The following is a 20,617-nucleotide window of genomic DNA, read 5'->3' as shown; positions in this document are numbered from 1 at the left end:
TGTAAAAGGTAGGTAAGGAGGACGAACTCTTTGAGCACAAGCACATTGTCCCATTTCAAATTTGACTTTGGTCCCGGCAACACTGCAAACGGTTACATTGGAATCCAGCCTGACACGATTTACGATGAGGGACTTGGATACGGGTTTGAGCCAGTCGGCACAATTTATGGAAGAGACCGGGCGGAAGCACGACTCGCTCCGACCAATCAACAGAGCAAAGTGAACGGGGAAGGGTCTGGATCAGTTAGGAAGCGTTTGCAGGACAGCTTCTGCATTCCGCTGAACACCGTATTTCGCCTGGATGTCCCTGCGGGGAGCTACCGAATTCATATGCTCATTGGTGATGAATGGACCGAGACGAGAACGATCATAAAGGCAGGAGAAGGAAGGTTGATTCTCCCTGAGATACAAACGCCGCCAGGACAATGGATTGAGGAGAAATGCACTGTTCATGTAAGGGAGGGAGATTCATTACGACTCTCTTTCTCGGGAGCTGCGCCGCGGATTAATGCGATGGAGATTATGCCTGCCAATCAAACACTGACGGTATTTATTGCCGGAGATTCAACCGTATGCGACCAGCCTGCAGCAGGCTACCCGTACTCGGGCTGGGGACAGATGCTTCCTGCCTGCTTCAAGCATGACGTGGTAGTGGACAATCATGCGCATTCCGGGCGCAGCACGAAGAGCTTTATTGACGAGGGAAGACTTGCAGCAATCGAGAAACGCATTAAGCCTGGGGATTATCTGTTCATTCAGTTCGGACACAATGATGAGAAATCGGATGCGCAGCGGGGAACACAGCCGTTTACAACCTATAAAGAGTACTTACACCAATACATAGATACGGCAAGGCGTCGTGAGGCTCATCCGGTTCTTATTACACCTGTGCACCGAAGATATTTTAATGAGGATGGGAGCTTGATCGACACGCATGGTGACTACATTACAGCGGTTAAGGAGCTTGCTGTGGAGGAAGAGGTTCCAATGATCGACCTAGCGGCACGCAGCAGGGTGCTCTTTGAAGAAGCAGGCGTGGAAGGGAGTAAGCATGACTTTTTATGGGCGTTCCCTGGCGAATACATGAATCATCCGGCAGGAGTCGAGGACAATACGCATTTCTCTGTCCGCGGAGCCACCCGGCTGGCCAAAGAGGTGGCAGCTGCCCTATCCGAGCTTCAATTGCAGCCGCTTCAAATGTATCTTCGGGGCCAAATCAATCGATAAGTGGGGGATTAAGCGCAATGAATCCAACAGAGGCTAAGGGATATGAATCGCTTGGACGCACTACGTGGATGATTCCTGACGGTTACATTCCGCCTGACAGCAGCGGCCGTCTTGAAAGTCATGAAAGCATCTGTGTTCTCAATACGGGCAGCGAGGATGCTCATTTGGTGATGACCATTTATTTCGAAGACAGGGAGCCGCTGGAGGGAGTCGAGACTGTCGTTCCTGCCAGAAGGACCCGCCATATTCGAACCGCGGGACTTGAATCAGAGGGACAGAAGATACCTGCCGGTGTACCTTATGCAATTACAGTGCAGAGTAATATTCCGATCATTGTTCAATATAGCAGGCTGGATACAACACAGCCGGAGCTGGCACTGATGAGTGTAATGGCTTATCCGATCTAGATTCATATTAGAAAGAGGAATGACTCCAATTGGTCATTCCTCTTCTAATATTCAGCTTATTTGTAAGTAGTCGTATTTACCGGATGGACATTCACCTTTACTTCCCCCAGCTCGTAATTGTCAATCGGGTGCTCTTTATCCTTGGACACTTTCTTCCACAAGTTAAGATGCCTTCGATACAAATGCTCCTCCAAGCTGTAAATATCCATTTTCTTGGCCTTGGTCTGTTCGAATGTGTAACGTATTTTCTCTGCAATTCGGCGCTCGGTTTCCTTTTTCAGTTGAACGTCCGATGCGAGCTGCTCGTCCTCGAGAACCGTCGCCTCGGCATTTACGGAAATATCGAAGGTAACGGTATGGTTATCCTTTGATCTGGCAGAAATATTGGACTTTACATCACGAACGAGCACCACATGTGAGCTCTTTATTTCAGGATCAAGGTCGAGGGGATACTGCTGCATTTTTCGATAGCTGACATATCTTGCGCCATCTGCTTCTTGTCCACTGACTTTTCCCGTATTTTTCTTCTTAGAAATCAGGTAGAGACCATTGAAATAGGTCATTCGTGGCTTCTTGTTACTCTCTTGATTCCAGGCCTCAGTATTTGTGGCGACGGAAGGAAGCAGGACAGTGGAAGCAGGCTCGCGGAAACCGTCCAGCAGAAAGTGAATACGGATCGGCTCATATTCGGAGCTCTGACGATACAGAGAAACCGGCTCAAACAATTCAATGCTTTGCACGGATTGGTTTAGTAAGGACGAGGCGGTGAGCAGTGTCTTAATATCTTCGTTTGTACCATACATCCATGGTGTATAACGCAGCTCACCGGAGTGCAGGATGACATCAAGCGTCTCCTCCAGCTTCTCGTTCAATATATTTTCCGAGAGGACGATGGCCTTCACATGTGTCCACATGGTTCTCTGTTGTGAAGTGCGGTACAAATCATAAATTGCGAGCATCAGTGTCTTCCCTTTTCCTTCACCTACCCATATCGTTCCTTCATTAACTTGGTTGGGGCCTTCCTGTTTCGCTATATTGGCAAAATCTACAACCTGCGCATAGGCGATAAATTGCTTATCTCGGTAATCAACTCCCAGCGTTGTAATAAAGTTGATGCTTTGAACTTCCTTCGTACTCCAGCATCCGCTAAGTGGAAGCATGAGAGAGAGGAGGAGGCATAGCAGCAGTATTCTCGCTCTCATGATTTGTTACCGTTACGTGTGCTATCCTGAGTTTGCAGGGATTCAGGTCGTTTCTTGCGTCCAAAGCTTGGCTTCATGAGAACGGTTTGTATGGCATCCCCAAGCTTAAGAGGCGTGATGGGAGACAGGTAGCGAACGCCGTAACTTTCAAGTGAGGCCAGATGAATAACAAGAATGAATGTTGCAATAAAGAAACCATACATTCCCAAAAATGAAGCAAACGCAAGTATGAACAGCCGAATGAGCGATGTTACCGAACTAAGGACCGTATTAACAAGCATATAGGAAGAGATAACGGAGATGGCGACAGCGACAATAATGGTCGGGGAAGTAACCCCTGCGCGGATTGCTGCATCACCAATGATCAGTCCTCCTACGACCGTAACCGTCTGCCCAAGCGCGCGTGGAAGTCTCCTTCCTGCCTCGTTGAACAATTCGAACATCGCAATCATCATAAATGTTTCGAGCGGAACGGGGAGCGGCAGTCCGACCCGTGTACCGGCAACCGTAGCCAGGAGCGGCAGCGGAATCTGCTCGAGATTAAAGGTCGTCAGACCAATATAGAAACCAGGGAAGAGAGAAGCAACCAGAAGACCGAAGATTCGAAGCAGCCTTTCTACAGCGACCATAAAAAAAGGCGTGCTGGCGTCTTCTGGCGAATGGATCTGGTTAAACAGTGTTGTCGGTGCAATATGTGCAACGGGGGATCCATCCATCATGACAGCGAAACGGCCATTCAGGAGAGATGTGACAATATAGTCGGGACGCTGCGTCATATCCGTGAGCGGCAGAATGGACGGAATGCTGCCCATAATGGTTCGTTCAATGATAGATGACCCAACGAGCCCATCTATATTAATCTGACTCAACCGCTCCCGGATGGTTTTTAAGATCTCTGGATTGATAATATCTTCTACATAGAACAGAGCAATCTTGGTATGTGAGCGCTCGCCGGTTACAAATTGCTCATAGCAAAAGGATTTGGTTCGCAGCCGCTTCCGAATCAATCCAACGTTGATTGCAAGCTCCTCGGTAAATCCGTCTCGTGCCCCCTTCACCGCCGATTCAAGTGCAGATTCCTCCGGCATTCTGCCCGGTACACTGGCAATGTCCAGTGTGTATATTCGAGAATTCTGTTCACTTCCAGTCAAGATCAGAAGCTGTCCACTGAATACCGGTTCTTCAATTTGAACGGAATCAACAGGGTATTCAATTTCATTCAAGGTGAGAGCCAGCCTGGAAGAGAGATTGGAGCTATCAGTCAAGTCCACAGAGGTAAGACGTGGCAATACAATTTCGTTAATCGTTTTCTGATCCGTCAATCCGTCGCAATACACCAGCGTGATGGGCGTGGACATATCTGTAAAATGGTGCACGACGACGTCGGCGCAGTTCTGAAACAAGTTGTTCAGCATTTCATAATTAAGGTGAGCTTCTTTCTCGTGAGGTTGCACCGTTTCCCCTCCTTTTTTTCTTAAGCTTCCCGATTGGAATGGCCATCAGAGCAATAACGATTAAAAAGCTGAAGTAAGCAAAATTGACTGGGAAAATCAAAGTGATGAGCAGGTTCTGAAAGACAGTGTCATTCATAGGGTAAATCAAACTTGCGCTTAACAGGATTCCCCAGATAATGAAGAGCAGATTGCGTTTCTTCTTAATGTCCCAAACCACAATGGCAATATACATGGCAAGACTAATTCGGGTGAAGGCTCCAGCAAGCCATTGATAAATAGAGAAAAAGTCCGTCTGGGTGATATATTTCCCAAGTGAGGCAATCCTCCATTCCTCGAATGCAGGATATCGCATGTGTTCTGCCTCATACGGACCGAACTCCATGATAGCTCCGGTCAGTGGGCCGAATGTCAGGCCGATCATAATAAACATGAGGAGAAGCAGCTGCCAAAGCTTGAATTTCTTCGAGAGATAGGGCTGGATGAATAGGATTAGCGCAAGCTCAAACCAGCCTGACAGACTGTAAAATACGCCTTTGAACAAGGGAGTGTATCCGTGCTCGAATAAGGGCAGAAGTCGATTATAGTCTTTGTACTGCACGTTGACGGTAGCAACGTAGAAGCCAAAGATGACGACCAGAGGCAGCAAAATGCCAGAAGCGAAAGCCAAAGTACGCATTCCCAAACAGGCTGTTAATACAGAGAGTAAGGCCAGAATCAAACCAATCACAAACATGGGGGACTCTATCAAGTACGATGATTTTGCCCACATGGCCGTGTCATAGAAGGTAAAATAACTGACCTGGAGGAAATAAATCGAACTGATCAGCTTGAACAGAAACCCGCCTGCCTTGCCCAAATTACTTGATAGCCATTCAGCCAGCGTATTTTCTTTCAGTTGCTTGGATATGAGAAATACCACCAAGGTAAACAGGATGATGGGGAGGGAAGAGATCACTACAGACAGCCAGGAATCCCGACCTGCGACTTGGAGCAGAACCGGAATAATAAACACATGATTGCTTAAGCCCACAGAGAGCATGATCAGCATCGCCGCTTGCAAAAAGGAAGGTTTGACTGGATTCATTAAACAGCCTCTTTCTTGTTTAGATACGCTCACCATTGAAAATATATCGAGAGACTTATTTCATTGTGCGCAGCTGTATAAATTTTCATTCACAAAGAAAATATGGCGTAAGGATATAAAGAAGCTGCGGCTTCCAGGAGGATTGTCCCTCCTGAAAGCCGCAGCTTCTAATCATTATTATATAGTTTAGGCTTCTGCCATTGCTTTAAAGGATTGCTCGGCCGCTTCAATGGTGGCATCAATATCTGCCTCTGTATGCGCGGTGGTTAGAAACCATGCTTCATACTTGGAAGGGGCCAGATGGACACCGCGGTTCAGCATATGGCGGAAGAATGCCGCAAACGCTTCTCCATCCGTATCCTGGGCCTCTTCATAATTCGTGACCGGATGATCGCAGAAATGGGTAGAGAACGAGCCGCGAATCCGGTTAATGGTCAGCGGAATACCGTATCGATCAGCAGCAGCTTTAATCCCATCTGTCAATTTAATCGTCAGGCGTTCCATTTCCTCGTACACACCAGGCTGACTCAGCACCTCAAGACAAGCAATTCCTGCGGAGATCGAAGCTGGATTACCAGCCATGGTTCCGGCCTGATAGGCGGGACCCAGCGGAGCAACCTGCTCCATAATCTCCTTCGATCCGCCATAAGCTCCGATAGGGAGTCCTCCTCCGATGATTTTTCCGAGGGCAGTCAGGTCCGGTTTGATCAGATCATGGTTATCCAGTCCCGCATAGGTTTGCGTCGAACCGTAGTGGAAGCGGAATGCGGTAATGACCTCATCGTAAATAACAAGCGAGCCATGCTCATGCGCAAGCTTAACCAGTCCTTCGAGAAATCCGGGCTTTGGCATTACCATACCGAAATTGCCGACAATCGGCTCAACCATGACGGCCGCAACATCATGGCCCCATGTCTTCAGTGCTTCTTCCAGACCGCCAAGATCATTGTAAGGTACAGTAATGACCTCCTGAGCAATGCTTGCAGGAATACCCGCACTGTCCGGTATTCCGAGTGTCGCAGGACCAGAGCCTGCAGCAACGAGTACCAGATCCGAGTGGCCATGATAGTTACCGGCAAACTTGATGATTTTGTTTCGCTTCGTATAGGCACGGGCTACGCGGATCGTCGTCATGACGGCCTCCGTACCGGAGTTGACAAAGCGAACTTTATCCATGGAGGGGATGGCTTCCTTCAGCATTTTGGCTAGCTTGATCTCAAGTGTAGTCGGTGTACCGTATAATGTTCCATTCACTGCTGCATCCGTAATGGCTTTCGTAATATGCGGATGGGCATGTCCCGTAATTATTGGACCATAGGCTGCCAAGTAGTCTATGTAGCGGTTGTCATCCACGTCATAGAAGTAAGCTCCTTCTCCACGCTTCATAAATACAGGTGCACCGCCTCCAACGGCCTTAAAAGAACGTGAAGGACTGTTGACGCCTCCAACAATATGTTCAAGAGCCTCAGCGTAATGATGCTCCGATTGCGTACGATTCATTTATATCATCCTTTCTGCATTTCTATATTGTAAAGTTAAGTCTCCAGGCGGACAACTCAAAAGGGCAGCTTTCGCTGCCCTTACTTGTTCTTATCTATTATAGTATATCACTTCGTGAATGGTTATGGCAGGGAGGCAGCAGGATTGAATATAACTTCTGGCAAGCTGCCTACTGACTGTCGCCGCTGGCTGATTTGTCGATGGTCGTTGGATCATTAACCTTTTCCGTTTCTGTTGGGTTAACAATCTCTTGAACATAGGTTTTTAATTCCTCTTCATTTCTTACGCTAAGAACAGCAGCACCGCCGATTTTCTCTTCAACAAGCAGGCTCATTGGTGGTATCTGCTCACTGCCCTGAAAATTGCTCTGATATCCAAGAGAGGCCAGCTTCCACATGTCATTTAAGGTGAGATTCGTATCGATATATGGATTGACCTCATTCAAAATGGTTGGCAGCTTGGCTATTGACGTTGTTGTCTGCATTTTATCCGCAATGGCACCGATCAGCTCACGCTGCCGTTCGGTTCTTGAGAAATCCGACATGGCATCATGCCGGAATCGGACATACATTAATGCCTTTTCACCATCCAGATGCTGCAGCCCTTGCTTAAGGTCAATATCATATTCATGATGATCTGCCTTGCTGACATAGTGCATATCTTTTTCAACCTCAAATTCAATGCCGCCGATCGCATCGACCAGCGCGATAAAGCCTTGGAAGTCCGTATAGACGTAATACTGAACAGGTATGCCGAGCAGATCACTGGCTGCCTGCATCGCTACATTAGGGCCGTGGGTAATCGCAGTATTGATGCGATCGCTGCCGTATCCGGGAATTTCGGTGTATGTATCTCGAAGGAGAGAGAACAGTGAAATCTTCTTGGTAACCGGGTTGAGAGAGGCAACCATCATCGTATCTGATCTTGGTATTTCACCTTCGGCCATGCCTCTGGCGTCAACGCCCATGAGCAGGATGTTCACAGGTTCTTTACCTTCCCATTTTGGTGGCTCGGGTGTTCTCTCCTGGTCTACCTTCTCGACGTTATAGAAAGGGGACTCCTCACCTTCCTTCTGCAAATCTTGAAGTTCATTTACAACCGAAGTAAAATAATAAGCTGCAGGCAGTAAGACAGCAAGGATCACAACGGTAACAACGGTCCACAGAATTCGTTTGGTCTTCTTGGTCATCTGGAGCTCTTCCTTTCACAGTCACATGAGTTATATAAAGGTCAAGAAGGCGTTGATTTACAATAATATACATATGATATCCTGTACATTATAAGTTCTTTTAGGGATACAAATCAATTCGGGATGGCCTGTGCACATGAAGGCAACATAATAGAAGAAGGGATTGCTGCAACATGGAACTAACCATTGGCGCAAAGGCGCCTGATTTTGTGCTTGAAGGAAGCGGAGGACAGAAGGTTCGGTTGTCGGACTATCGCGGTAAACGCGTTGTACTCTACTTTTATCCCAAGGATATGACGGCTTCCTGTACGGATGAAGCATGCCAGTTTCGAGATGCTCATGCATCGTTCAGCACACTGAATACTGTGATCTTAGGAGTAAGTACGGATCCAGTAAGCCGTCACGATAAATTTATTGCCAAGTATGAACTTCCATTTACACTGTTGTCAGACGAGGACCATCAGGTGTCTGAATTATACGGTGTCTGGCAGCTCAAAAAGCTGTACGGCAAAGAGTATATGGGTATCGTTCGCTCCACCTTTTTAATTAATGAAGAAGGGATATTAGTGAAAGAGTGGCGTAAGGTTAAAGTGAAGGGCCATATTGATGATGCGCTTGCGTTTATTCAGAACAATATGGAGAAGTAGTCTCGATCCAGAAGTCGAGTAGATCTGCCGGTCCAATTAAGGATCGGCTTTTTTTATAGGAAATAACCCTAAATGCCCTTTATGAATCCGACTTCATCCAAAAATATGAATCTAGGGATTTGCAATTGTATAGTCTTTTTTAGCCGCCCGTTTCATAAGATAGCATTGTGAATCTCAAAATCTACTTATTGAATATAAAAGATGGGGGCAATGAGGATGAAAGCGAAAATGAATATCGTAGCAGGTATGGTTGTCTTGGTTATATTGGCAATAACAGCGTACATCGTTCCTTCCCAAATCATTAGCTCGGCCAATTCCTCTGCGGAAAAAGAAAGCAGATTAGATAACAGCTCTGTAATCGCTGAAGATAGAGAAGTGAATTATTCACCACAGGCAGAAATCACTCAAATAGCTTATGCAGCTCACCGTAACCTCAACCATTCGAAGCCAAAAGAGACAGCTGTTCAGGCAGCAAATAAGCAGGAAGCAAGTGCAGTAAAAGAAGCTAATCGTCGTCTGAATGAAGTATCCGCAGAAACAAAGGAGAAGTCTGATCCTCAAGCCAGCCCAAAGACCGTTTACTTAACCTTTGATGACGGCCCGGGCAAGCACACTGCTGAAGTACTCGATATATTGGAGAGTTACAAGGTGCCTGCTACTTTTTTTGTACTTGGAAAATATGTAGAGACGTATCCTGAACTGGTCTATCGAATGCATGAAGAAGGGCATGCCATCGGCAATCATACGTATAATCACAATTATGATGAACTTTATGATAATTTCCCTGATTTTTGGTCACAGATCAAAGAAACAGAAGAAGCAATTCGACATATTACCGGCAGTAGACCGCAGCTGGTTCGCGCACCTGGAGGAACGTTTGGTCATTTCGACGAGACCTATTTTGAACTGATGAAGCAGGCAGGTTATTCCGTTGTGGATTGGAATGTGGACAGCGGTGATTCGAAGCGCAGCGGAGTCCCGGCAGCAGAAATCACTCAGCAGGCAACAGAGGTCAGCTCAGATAAAGACCTGGTTATTCTGCTGCATGATGGAGGAAATCATGGCGAGACCGTTAAAGCCTTGCCGGACATTATAGAATACTATCAGAAACACAAGTACCAGTTTGCCGTGCTCGATCCTGCGGAGAAGCCGGTTCAGTTCCGTGTGAAAAATGATGAATCCACGAAGAAGAAGTTTCAGCCGAGCAGCAAATGGATAAATAATGTTATCGCTCCTAACGCTGAACTATTCGAGGAGGGACCTGCGCTTGTCATTGAGGCAGGTAAACAGGTGGCAGAGCTCAAGTTCGGCGAATACCGGTTAGAGAATGGACAGTATATCGTTCCTCTCAGAGATGTAATCGAGAAATTCGGAGGCGCAGTGAAGTGGAATACAACTGAGCGCAGTGCTGAAACGGTGTTTGGAAATAGAGCAATTACGGTAAGAGCGGACGAGCAGATGGTCACTGTTTCAGAACACGGATATACAGCAGAGACCGATATTTATATGGAAAACGGAGTAATGTGGCTTCCATTAAGATCCTTACTGAATGCTGCCCATTTCGAGGTAAAATCCCTGGTCCGTGGAACAGGAGAAATTGTCGTCTACGCTAAGTAAACAGTAGGAAATTCCAATTTTATGCATACAAATCCGGCAAACCGTTGATAAGACTTGGAATTCATGCATTGTCAAAAAATGCTTGACTTCAAGCTCTGATTTTAATATGTTTATATCACGGTTTAGCTGATCATCATATCAGTTAAGCAGGAACGTGATTAAAGGGGAGTAGCTGTACAGCAAAGTCGTCAGTTCGGGAATAGTCCCCGGCTTTGTTGGCAACCATTCGTTGTTAGCGAGACCTTTACCACAGACTGTGGTAGAGGTCTCTTTTTTGTGAGACCTTTGCCGGCCGGTGAAGGTTTTTTTTAATTTATTTTATTACTAGGAGGATGTTTCATGGAGCTGTTTTTAGAGTATGCATGGGTACTGCTTGTGCTCGTTGCTCTAGAGGGATTACTTGCGGCAGATAATGCCCTGGTTCTCGCAATCATGGTTAAGCACCTGCCTGAGGATCAGCGTAAGAAGGCGTTGTTCTACGGTTTGCTTGGTGCATTCGTATTTCGTTTGGGGTCACTGTTTATTATCTCGTTCCTGGTGGATGTATGGCAGGTACAGGCTATTGGTGCGCTTTACCTCTTATATATTTCCATAAATCATGTGGTCAAACACTTTGTTGGCAAGAGGCAGACAGAGGATGCGAAGCCTAAGCCGGAGAAGCAGAAGAAGCAGTCCGGTTTCTGGATGACGGTACTCAAAGTCGAAGTTGCCGATATCGCTTTTGCGGTTGATTCCATTCTTGCAGCGGTAGCTCTTGCTGTTGCCCTGCCTCCAAGTGGAATACCTGCAATCGGCGGTTTGGATGGCGGACAATTCATCGTTATCTTCTTAGGCGGATTCATCGGGCTTGTGATCATGCGTTTCGCAGCGACCTTCTTTGTTAAATTGCTGCAGCAACGTCCAGGTCTTGAGCTTGCGGCCTTCGTTATCGTAGGCTGGGTAGGGGTTAAACTGGCAGTAATTACACTGGCTCACCCTGATGTAGCTCTGATTGATGAGCACTTCCCACATAATGCAGCATGGAAAGCTAGCTTCTATATTGTGCTTGTGCTGATCGCTGTTGTTGGATGGTTCGCTTCTTCGAAGAAAGAAGTTCCTGCCGAGGATGTGGCAACGAAGGAAGTCGAAGAAGTACAGCCTGGTAAAGATACATCGAATTAATTTTATAGAGCACTAACTGAGGATGAGATCCGGAGTTCAATATGAACTCCGGGTCTTTTTTTGTACCTATAAGCACTTTAGCTGTTCTAGTGTCTATATCAATTGTGGATTGGAAATAATAGAAGTAAACCAAGTGAAAATTAACATAGAACCAGCGCCAAATAAGGAGGGATAGCGATTATGGAATTCTCAAAATCTAGCGATTACGCTGCCGGTTTGCTTGAAAGATTGGTGCAGCGAGTCGAGACAGTGATGGTTGGAAAGACACAGGAAATTCGTTTAATCCTGATCGCGATGTTATCGGGAGGTCATATTTTGCTGGAAGATGTTCCGGGGACAGGCAAGACCAAGCTCATCAAGACGATTGCCTCATGTCTCGGCGCAAGCTTCGGGAGAATACAATTCACTTCAGATGTGATGCCTTCGGATGTGACAGGCACATCCGTGTTTAAGCCGATCACAGGAGACTTTGAATATAGATCTGGCCCCATTATGGCGAATATTGTGCTCGGCGACGAGATTAACCGGGCTGCCCCAAGAACCCAATCGGCCCTGCTTGAAGCCATGGAAGAGAGAAGTGTAACGGTGGACGGCTCCACTTATGCATTGCCTAAACCCTTTCTGCTGATGGCTACACAGAATCCTTTACAATTCGAGGGTACGTTTCGTCTGCCAGAGGCGCAGCTGGACCGCTTCATGATGAGGCTGAGCTTGGGTTACCCCACAGTCCATGAGGAAGTGGAAATGATGAACCGACAGGGAAGCTACGGCGACGCATTCATCAGACCGGTCATGCTGGCAGAAGAGCTTGTCAAAATGCAAAGAGAAGCATCGGCTGTTTTTGTGGATCCCGTGATCAAGGAATATATCGCCGGATTTGCAGCTAACTCGAGAATACATCCAGAGCTCGTACTCGGTATTAGTCCAAGAGGAAGTATTGCTTGGATGTGTGCTGCTCAAGCAGCGGCTTACATGAACGGCCGAATGTACGTCATTCCTGATGATGTCAAGGAAGTGGCTATTCCCGTACTGTCTCACCGTATTCGGAGCCGTGCAGATTTATCTCATCCTTATAATTCAGAATCCGTGATTCGATCTTTGCTTCAGGAAATGCCGGTCCCTGTTCAGCCTGCACGGGCAAGAGGGTGATGGAAGATGTGGAGGACATATCTGAACTGGCTGTTCATGGCGGTGCTGTTAGCTGGTTTGTCACTTGCTTACCTAATCCAAGGTGGAGGTACGTTGCTGTTTCTCTTGATTTGCTGTGCAGCCATAGCGGGTTATGGATTACTGATTCTATGGGCAAAGCCCCGTAATATACGGATCGTACGGACATTAGAAGCGGACAGAGTAGCAGCTGGAAATAAAGTGAATATGCATGTTCACTTTGAGGCAGATATACCCATATTTCTGCGCTGGCTTAGGATTGAAGAGTCCGCAGCTTATACTCAGCTTGAACATAAGCAGTTCATTTTTACGGCACGATCACGTTCTTATCCATATGAATATACGATCCGTGCAGTCCATAGGGGAGTATATGAATTTGACTCCTGCAAGGTGATATGGGGAGATGTGTTCGGATGGTTTACCGGCAGCTGCCGGGTTGAGGCACCTTGTACATTGATTGTTCATCCATCGCTCCAGGCAGGCACAGGTCATATAAGTACTGATTTCACCAGATCCTGGGAAGGAGAGGTTTCAAGATCACGCTATCATCCGACCTCATTAGGGACTGAAGTCAGAGAGTATGTGGAGGGTGATCCGATGCGCTATATCCATTGGAAGAGCTCGGCTCGCAGCGGGAAGCTGCAGGTACGTATTCCGGAGGAACAGAGCGGCGGGCAGGTTTATCTCCTGCTGGATAACAATATCCATGCCTATGTGTCTAAACGGGCAGAAGGCGGCAGTCAGTTTTCATGGGATGCCTATGAGGCGGCAGTTTCTACCTGTGCGAAGCTCCTCCGCTCTTCATATGAAGAGGGAATAGATGCTCATCTGAATGTTTTTCATTTGGATACGGTTGAGGGTGAAGGCGGAGGCGAGAATAATTCTGTGCTGAAATGGACTGTTTTACCTGATGCTACTGCCGGAGAAGGGAAGGGTTACGAACAGTTGGATTATCTGGCCGGTCTTGAACCGGCAGGGACCTGGACAGATCAAAGTAGGAAATTCGAGATTCAAGAGACGGGAAGCAGGCTCTATGCGCCCTCTTTTTACGGCAATCTTGTTCCAGGCTCCCAAGTCTATATAATTACTGGCTTGTCAACGGAATTGAATAAAGCAATTTGTCAGCATTACAGCATGCAGCATATACAAGTTATTTTATGTGAAACGTCCGGAAACGGCCCGGATCAGATGAATTCAAGGGAAAGTGCCGTGTAATCGGAACTAAGGGAGGAGGAATGACAAGATGTACGATCGTAACCGTCTTGAGCAAAAAGAAGTCGGTTCGGCAGTGACGGCAGCGCAAGCAGCAGCCTTTCATGAACCATGGTATTTTCGCGCAGTGGCTTCTATCGCATTATTTATTATGTTCCTGGAATGGCTCAGACCCGGAGGGATAAGCGGAGATTTATGGAGCCCCTCCTCCATTAGTTTGATGGTAATGACTTTTCTCTTGCTGCTGATTGGCACATGGAATATGTCACTCGGCAAGTCCCTTATGATCCGGTGTGTCCTTTCATTCGCAGGCTTGTGGTGGATGGTGAAGGAGGTCTCAGGTGCAGATTGGATGCTTCACTATCCGTTGATCCTAAGGCAGGATATATTCATTTGGTTAAATCGCGATGGCTTCTGGCTCATCAGTGATCAGACCAAGACAATCTTAGTTGCGCTGGGCTGGTCCTTGTTCGTAAGTGCTGTACAAATACTGGTCATCCAATTAAGGACCGTCCTATTATTCGGTGTGGTAACGTCCTTGTATATCTTTGGTGTTGAATTGGTAAATGGAGAAAATACGACAGGTGCAATGATTCGAATTATCAGCTGCTTCTTATTCTTGCAGACACTTATGCAGCTTCCGAAGCTTAACAGTATGAGCTTCTCGGTTCGTGGAAAAGACAAGCATCGCTATCTGTTGTGGATAGGCATTGCTATGGGATCTGTGCTTCTAGCCGGTGGTGCGGCTGCTGTGTCTTCGGTTCTTCCTGCCAAGTCCCCAGATCTAAATGCTCTGGCTAATACGAGGGACCGCCTCATCAACTGGGCGGAAGGACTGCAATCACCTCCATCTGAAGCCGCCTTGGCGAGGACCGGGTATGACAATGGAGGAAGTGAAATGGGAGCCCCCCTCGTTGCCAACAATGAAGTGTTTTTTACGGCATATAGTCCGGTGGCAACTTACTGGAGAGGCCAGTCCCGTTCAATTTATGATGGACGAAGCTGGAAGAGTGAATACAATGATGCCGAATCTAAGCATTACATAAGTACCTCAGGTCGGATCCGGGAGGATGAGATCGAAGAAAATCCGTATTTTCGCCTTATTCAACAAACTGTTGAGCTGCAGACACCAGCCCAGGGCGGCGCAGACATTTTTACAGGTGGAGTGCCTGTTCGTTTGACTCTTCATCCATCAGAGAATGTCGATGCACTACAGAATGAGAAAGGGATCACTGGACAAAATAAAGGCAACCAGCAGTTTCCGTATATAGTAAGCGATTATGTCTCAGGGAATTTAAGGTTTGATGATATGTATTCAAGCGGCTATAAGTCTGTGACCAGCTACAGTGCTGATGTCTTGATTCCCGTCGACGATCTAAGCAGCCTGTCCACAGTAACGGGCAGTGATCCGGCAGAGATCAAGCGCATGAATTTGCAGCTCCCTGAGGCTCTTCCAGTCAGGGTTAGAGAACTCGCTGCCAATATAACGGATGGATCAACGAATAGATACGATGCTGTAACTAAGGTTGCATCCTATTTGAGATCGAACTACTCGTACAGTCTAGATACCCGAGTGCCTCCGTCAGGCAAGGATTTTGTAGATGACTTCTTGTTCATCACGAAAAAGGGTTATTGCAATCATTTCTCCACTGCCATGGTTGTGCTGCTTCGCAGTCAAGGAATTCCAGCGAGATATGTACAGGGATTTGGCCCTGGCGAACGTAGTGATCCAGAGTCCAATGAATATACGGTGACTCATGGTGATGCTCATGCATGGGCTGAGGTGTACTTTCCGGGAGTAGGGTGGATTCCTTTTGAGGCGACACCGGGATATAGCACAGAAGAGCTTGTGGCTGCGGGAGCTGCCGAGACTGACGAAACTGTACCATCAGAACAACACAATGTAATCAGCATGGTAGTGCAAAAAATCGCCAGCTCACTAAAGAGCGGACTAACATCAATCATGCAGCCATTGACACTGTCTGTGGCAGCTGCCTGCGCACTTCTGCTTGCAGCAGCGGTGCAGGCGGGGCGAAGCTACAGCCCCGCTATAAGGCTGCGGCTGATGCTGAGCTGGCCGCCCAGCCCTGCCTTTCCAGACCGTGAGCGCCTACTGCGTGTGGGGGCTCCGGTCTGGGAACGGATCGCGCAGAAATATGGTGTGCGCGAGCAGGGCGTGACGCTGCGTGAGTACACTGCAGCCCTGCCTTTAAGCGGTACTCCCGTGCATGATGACGTGCGACAGTTCGCTGCTGATTGGGAGAAGCTGGTTTATGCATCAGTGCCGTTCTCCCGGTCATCGAGCGTAGCGTTTCTGAATCGGTGTCTGCGGATTTCGAGGTCACTTAAATGAGTAAATTATTTACGATATAAACAGTTTGTACCATGACATTCTGATTTACATTATTTCTTAATGATGAAGAGGACGAGCTATCCTTGACGTTAGGTTTTGTCGTTCAGTATAATTAATCTCATTAATTGAGGGAGGCTCGGTAATGATAAAGCCAAATGAAATTGTTGTCGTTCTTGATTTCGGGGGACAATATAACCAACTAATTGCGAGAAGAATTCGTGATCTCGGAGTATACAGCGAACTGCTTCCATATAACACGCCTGTTGAGAAGATTCGTGAAATTGCACCTAAGGGGATTGTTTTCTCCGGTGGACCGTCCAGTGTTTATGCAGAAAATGCACCACATGTAGATCCAGCTATCTATGACCTGGGTTTGCCAATCTTCGGTATTTGTTACGGTATGCAGCTCATGGCGCATCAGCTTGAAGGTAAAGTAGAGCGTGCGCATAAGCGTGAGTACGGCAAAGCGGACGTGTTGTTCAATGAAGGCTCTCATCTTGCCAAAGGACTTGAGGCGAACCAAACGGTATGGATGAGTCATGGGGACCATGTGGTTACACTGCCTTCCGGCTTCCGTCTTGACGCAGGTACGGAAAGTGCGCCAATCGCGGCGATGAGCCATCCAGAGCGTAACTTGTTCGCGGTTCAGTTCCACCCAGAGGTACGTCATTCTTTGAACGGTAACGATATGATTCGTAACTTCCTGTATGAAGTGTGCGGCTGTGAAGGCAACTGGAGCATGGAGACCTTCATCGAGGATAAGATTCGTGACATTCGTGAAACGGTTGGTGACAAGAAGGTACTGTGTGCACTAAGCGGCGGTGTTGATTCTTCAGTGGTTGCGATCCTGCTCCATAAAGCGATCGGCGATCAGTTGACTTGTATGTTTATCGACCACGGCTTGCTGCGTAAAGGTGAAGCTGAGAGTGTTATGGAGACCTTTGTCGGCAAATTCGATATGAAGGTTGTTAAGATTGATGCTCGCGAGCGGTTTATGTCCAAGCTTAAAGGCGTTGACGATCCTGAGAAAAAACGCAAAATCATCGGTAACGAATTCATCTACGTATTTGATGAAGAGTCCAGCAAGTTCGACGATTTCGATTTCCTGGCACAAGGTACGCTGTATACCGATATTGTCGAGAGTGGTACAGCTACGGCACAAACCATTAAATCTCACCATAACGTAGGCGGACTGCCTGAAGATATGAGATTTAAACTGATCGAGCCGCTTAACGCTCTGTTCAAGGATGAGGTGCGTATCGTAGGATCTGAGTGCGGATTGCCGGATGAGATTGTTCATCGTCAGCCTTTCCCTGGTCCAGGTCTCGCAATTCGTGTGCTGGGTGAAGTAACAGAAGAGAAGCTGAAGATCGTTCGTGATTCGGATTACATTCTGCGTGAGGAAATTGCCAAAGCAGGCCTTGATCGTGAGATTTGGCAGTATTTCACGGCCCTTCCGAATATGAAGAGTGTTGGTGTAATGGGTGATGCGCGTACGTATTCCTACACTGTAGGTATTCGTGCAGTAACGTCCATCGACGGTATGACTGCAGACTGGGCACGTATCCCTTGGGATGTGCTTGAGAAAATCTCTGTCCGCATCGTCAACGAAGTCGATAACGTAAACCGTATCGTTTATGATGTGACGAGCAAGCCGCCAGCAACCATTGAATGGGAATAGGATTACTTGGTAGGATTAATCCACCTTGTATTGATGCGAAGAGTCTTCGACATAATGTCGGAGGCTTTTCTTTTTTTAGGAAAATTGTGTTAGAAAAAATGTGAAAATAGATGTCAACATTTTTCTGTGAATTTTCATGAATATGAAATTACCGAACATTGCTAACGATTAAAGTTTGTATTATTCGTATTTTTATATTGACAATTTTACATATCCCTCCTAGAATGAGACAAGGAAAACCAATAAACACATGCTTTTTCGTATAATCTCGGGGATTTGGCCCGGGAGTTTCTACGAGATCACCATAATGATCTGGCTACGAAAAGAAGAGAAGTGCAATTCGGAGCAAAAGGTACTGACACTGTCCATATTGACCGGAATAAAGTGTAAGCTGCTTTTTGGTTGCTTTTGCGTCTCTTTTTAGCGTAAGCCCATGAAGATCAATCATCTTTGCGGGCTTTTTGTCGTTTTAAGGTAACCGACTTATCTCTAAGGAGGAATATTCGGATTATGGAGCGGTTCTTTAAATTAAGGGAACACGGGACAAATGTCAGAACAGAAGTAATTGCAGGTTTAACCACGTTTATGACCATGGCTTATATTTTGGTGGTCAACAACGTATTCCTTGGACCAGACGGAGCAGGGATGCCGGCTAACGGTGTATTTTTTGCCACAGCAGTGGGTGCAGGTCTTATAACCATATTGATGGGGCTTGTAGTCAACGTTCCGATTGCGCTCGCTCCAGGGATGGGTCTTAATGCATATTTTATGACGGTCGTACTTAGCTCGGGTGGCGCTATTACTTGGCAGGCTGCGCTCGGTGCGGTATTTATTTCAGGTTTGATCTTTATCTTGCTTACGGTAACGAAAGTTCGTCAGATGCTGCTAGTAGCTGTACCTGAGAGCATTAAGATGGCTATAACCGTTGGTATTGGTTTGTTCGTCGCTGTGATCGGTCTGAAAATGGCTAATATTGTAGTAGCAAATGTTAATCCGGGAACTGACATTGCTGGCCCTGTGCCAGGTGGCAGCTTTAACCTTGCTTTTGGTAACTTGACACATGCAGACGTTATTTTGACGCTGATTGGACTCTTAATTATTGCAGTACTCATGGTAATCAAAGTAAAAGGTGCGATGCTTATCGGTATCGTTGCAACCACGCTGATCGGTATTCCGATGGGTGTAACCGATGTAAGTGGATTGTCATCTGCAAGCTGGCTTCCTAGCTTTGACGATTTGACATTTGGTCAGCTGGATTTGGGAGCAGCACTCCAGGTTGGACTCTTTGAAATTATCTTTGTATTTACCTTTGTGGAATTGTTCGATACCTTCGGTACTTTGGTTGGAACAACGACACGTATGGGACTGTTTAAGAATAAAGAAAAAGGTGAGAAAATTGTCGGCAAAGCAATGCTCGTTGATGCTGTCGGCGTAAGTGCTGGTGCGGTTATTGGTACAAGTACAATCACTTCTTATGTAGAGAGCTCTTCTGGTGTAGAAGCAGGCGGACGTACTGGGCTAACAGCTGTAACAACAGGGATTATGTTCCTGCTCGCTTTGTTCATTGCTCCTCTGGCTCTTATCGTTCCTTCAGCTGCGACATCTCCTGCGCTTATTATTGTAGGGGTTCTGATGATGAGTCAAGTTCGCAACATTGATTGGGATGATTTCCTTTACGCATTCCCAGCTTTCTTGACAATCGTTATGATGCCGCTGACGAATAGTATTGCTAACGGTATATCTCTTGGTATTATTTCTTATGTAGTACTTGCAGCCTTCTCTAACATTGCAACAAGCCGCAAAGTGAAGATCCATTGGTTGATGTGGGTGCTGTTTATCATTGTATTGATTAGATACATTTTTATTGGTGCAGAATAACACATATATATAGAAGATATAGTAGAGTGCTATATTACGAATGCAAAACCCTGTTCATGATGAACAGGGTTTTCTTTGTTTGGTGCCTTGCTTTCAATAGCGACTGATCTGAGAGAGAACGATATGAGTGCCGGTCCATTTATATAGCCGGTCCATTTATATAGATAGAAACTAAATGAAGAACTAATTTTTTTTAAAAAAAGTGTTGCATAATTTTTATGTGCATGGTATATTCTAATTCCGGCCAAGAAATAAGCCGTTCGCACATGAACTTAGCAAGTAAGCTTCGATCAGAAGTTGAAAAAAGCTTTAAAAAAAAAGCTTGCATTTCTAAACCGGACATGATATGATATAAAAGTTGCTGACGACGAGAGTTGAAACGCAACGAAGTTGATCTTTGAAAACTGAACAACGAGTGAGCAGAATTTTGCAACTGCAAAATTCTAAACGCGAGGTTATGGTACAAGTCGTCAGACGGTATGATAACCGAGCAAAATAAAGAGAACATTACGTTCTCGTCAGTTTTTCTAAATGAGCTTAATCGCTCTTTCAATATTTTGAAGGTTGGATATTTTCTCGAAGCGATTCGAAGGGTGTTCAGCTCGATAAATCCTTATTGGAGAGTTTGATCCTGGCTCAGGACGAACGCTGGCGGCGTGCCTAATACATGCAAGTCGAGCGGACTTGATGGAGTGCTTGCACTCCTGATGGTTAGCGGCGGACGGGTGAGTAACACGTAGGTAACCTGCCCATAAGACTGGGATAACTACCGGAAACGGTAGCTAATACCGGATAGGTTCTTCTCTCGCATGGGAGGGGAAAGAAAGACGGAGCAATC

At 46.5% G+C, this 20,617-nt stretch carries 15 protein-coding genes, 1 rRNA gene and 1 riboswitch; of the genes, 11 read left to right on the top strand and 5 right to left on the bottom strand.

The window, feature by feature from the left end; translation table 11 throughout:
* The first annotated feature begins 30 nt into the window (after positions 1-30).
* Together BK126_RS30005 and BK126_RS21620 are read left to right on the top strand one after the other, a co-directional pair.
* Positions 31-1,227 carry a rhamnogalacturonan acetylesterase gene (locus BK126_RS30005; RefSeq protein WP_256702986.1) on the top strand — a complete coding sequence of 399 codons (1,197 nt, stop codon included), beginning with the start codon at positions 31-33 and terminating at the stop codon, positions 1,225-1,227.
* A gap of 17 nt (positions 1,228-1,244) precedes the next feature.
* The gene (locus tag BK126_RS21620) at positions 1,245-1,634 is read left to right on the top strand and encodes a sensory rhodopsin transducer (protein ID WP_076314632.1); all 390 of its coding nucleotides are present in this window, start codon (positions 1,245-1,247) and stop codon (positions 1,632-1,634) included.
* Between the two features lie 56 nt (positions 1,635-1,690).
* Here BK126_RS21620 and BK126_RS21615 read toward each other — a convergent pair whose 3' ends face one another.
* The 5 genes from BK126_RS21615 to BK126_RS21595 form a co-directional block, all read right to left on the bottom strand.
* A complete protein-coding gene (locus BK126_RS21615; protein WP_076314631.1) occupies positions 1,691-2,836 on the bottom strand; it encodes a Ger(x)C family spore germination protein in 1,146 nt (381 codons plus the stop codon).
* Positions 2,833-4,290 carry a spore germination protein gene (locus BK126_RS21610; protein ID WP_076314630.1) on the bottom strand — a complete coding sequence of 486 codons (1,458 nt, stop codon included), beginning with the start codon at positions 4,288-4,290 and terminating at the stop codon, positions 2,833-2,835. Before BK126_RS21610 ends, BK126_RS21615 begins: the two co-directional genes overlap by 4 nt.
* Positions 4,259-5,374, bottom strand: coding sequence for a GerAB/ArcD/ProY family transporter (locus BK126_RS21605; RefSeq protein ID WP_076314629.1), 1,116 nt, complete (start codon positions 5,372-5,374; stop codon positions 4,259-4,261). Before BK126_RS21605 ends, BK126_RS21610 begins: the two co-directional genes overlap by 32 nt.
* Positions 5,375-5,560: 186 nt before the next feature.
* Positions 5,561-6,874, bottom strand: a complete 1,314-nt coding sequence (locus BK126_RS21600; RefSeq protein WP_076314628.1) for a glutamate-1-semialdehyde 2,1-aminomutase — start codon at positions 6,872-6,874, stop codon at positions 5,561-5,563.
* A gap of 169 nt (positions 6,875-7,043) precedes the next feature.
* Positions 7,044-8,063: an LCP family protein gene (locus BK126_RS21595; RefSeq protein ID WP_076314627.1), complete on the bottom strand. Its 1,020-nt coding sequence runs from the start codon at positions 8,061-8,063 to the stop codon at positions 7,044-7,046.
* Positions 8,064-8,236: 173 nt separating this feature from the next.
* Here BK126_RS21595 and bcp point away from each other — a divergent pair, with 173 nt between their 5' ends.
* The 9 genes from bcp to BK126_RS21550 form a co-directional block, all read left to right on the top strand.
* Entirely contained in the window at positions 8,237-8,710 is a 474-nt protein-coding gene (gene bcp, locus BK126_RS21590) for a thioredoxin-dependent thiol peroxidase (protein WP_076314626.1), read from the top strand.
* A gap of 216 nt (positions 8,711-8,926) precedes the next feature.
* Complete coding sequence (locus BK126_RS21585; protein WP_256702984.1) at positions 8,927-10,327, top strand: polysaccharide deacetylase family protein; 1,401 nt, start codon at positions 8,927-8,929, stop codon at positions 10,325-10,327.
* A 339-nt stretch (positions 10,328-10,666) separates the two neighbouring features.
* Entirely contained in the window at positions 10,667-11,488 is an 822-nt protein-coding gene (locus BK126_RS21580; protein WP_076314625.1) for a TerC family protein, read from the top strand.
* Positions 11,489-11,668: 180 nt separating this feature from the next.
* Positions 11,669-12,637, top strand: coding sequence for an AAA family ATPase (locus BK126_RS21575; RefSeq protein WP_076314624.1), 969 nt, complete (start codon positions 11,669-11,671; stop codon positions 12,635-12,637).
* A gap of 6 nt (positions 12,638-12,643) precedes the next feature.
* Positions 12,644-13,870: a DUF58 domain-containing protein gene (locus tag BK126_RS21570; RefSeq protein WP_076314623.1), complete on the top strand. Its 1,227-nt coding sequence runs from the start codon at positions 12,644-12,646 to the stop codon at positions 13,868-13,870.
* Between the two features lie 28 nt (positions 13,871-13,898).
* On the top strand, positions 13,899-16,220 hold the full coding sequence (locus BK126_RS21565; RefSeq protein ID WP_076314622.1) for a transglutaminase-like domain-containing protein: 2,322 nt from the start codon (positions 13,899-13,901) through the stop codon (positions 16,218-16,220).
* A gap of 142 nt (positions 16,221-16,362) precedes the next feature.
* Positions 16,363-17,901, top strand: coding sequence for a glutamine-hydrolyzing GMP synthase (gene guaA / locus BK126_RS21560; protein WP_076314621.1), 1,539 nt, complete (start codon positions 16,363-16,365; stop codon positions 17,899-17,901).
* A gap of 238 nt (positions 17,902-18,139) precedes the next feature.
* Positions 18,140-18,240, top strand: a riboswitch (purine riboswitch).
* A 171-nt stretch (positions 18,241-18,411) separates the two neighbouring features.
* Positions 18,412-19,779, top strand: a complete 1,368-nt coding sequence (locus BK126_RS21555; protein ID WP_076314620.1) for an NCS2 family permease — start codon at positions 18,412-18,414, stop codon at positions 19,777-19,779.
* Between the two features lie 613 nt (positions 19,780-20,392).
* Positions 20,393-20,617, top strand: a 16S ribosomal RNA gene (locus BK126_RS21550); the annotation flags it as partial.

It is taken from the genome of Paenibacillus sp. FSL H7-0326, assembly GCF_001955535.1.
Classification (GTDB): Bacteria; Bacillota; Bacilli; order Paenibacillales; family Paenibacillaceae; genus Paenibacillus; species Paenibacillus shunpengii.
Note: the sequence above shows the minus strand (reverse complement) of the source record. Positions and strands in the feature narration are given on the sequence as shown.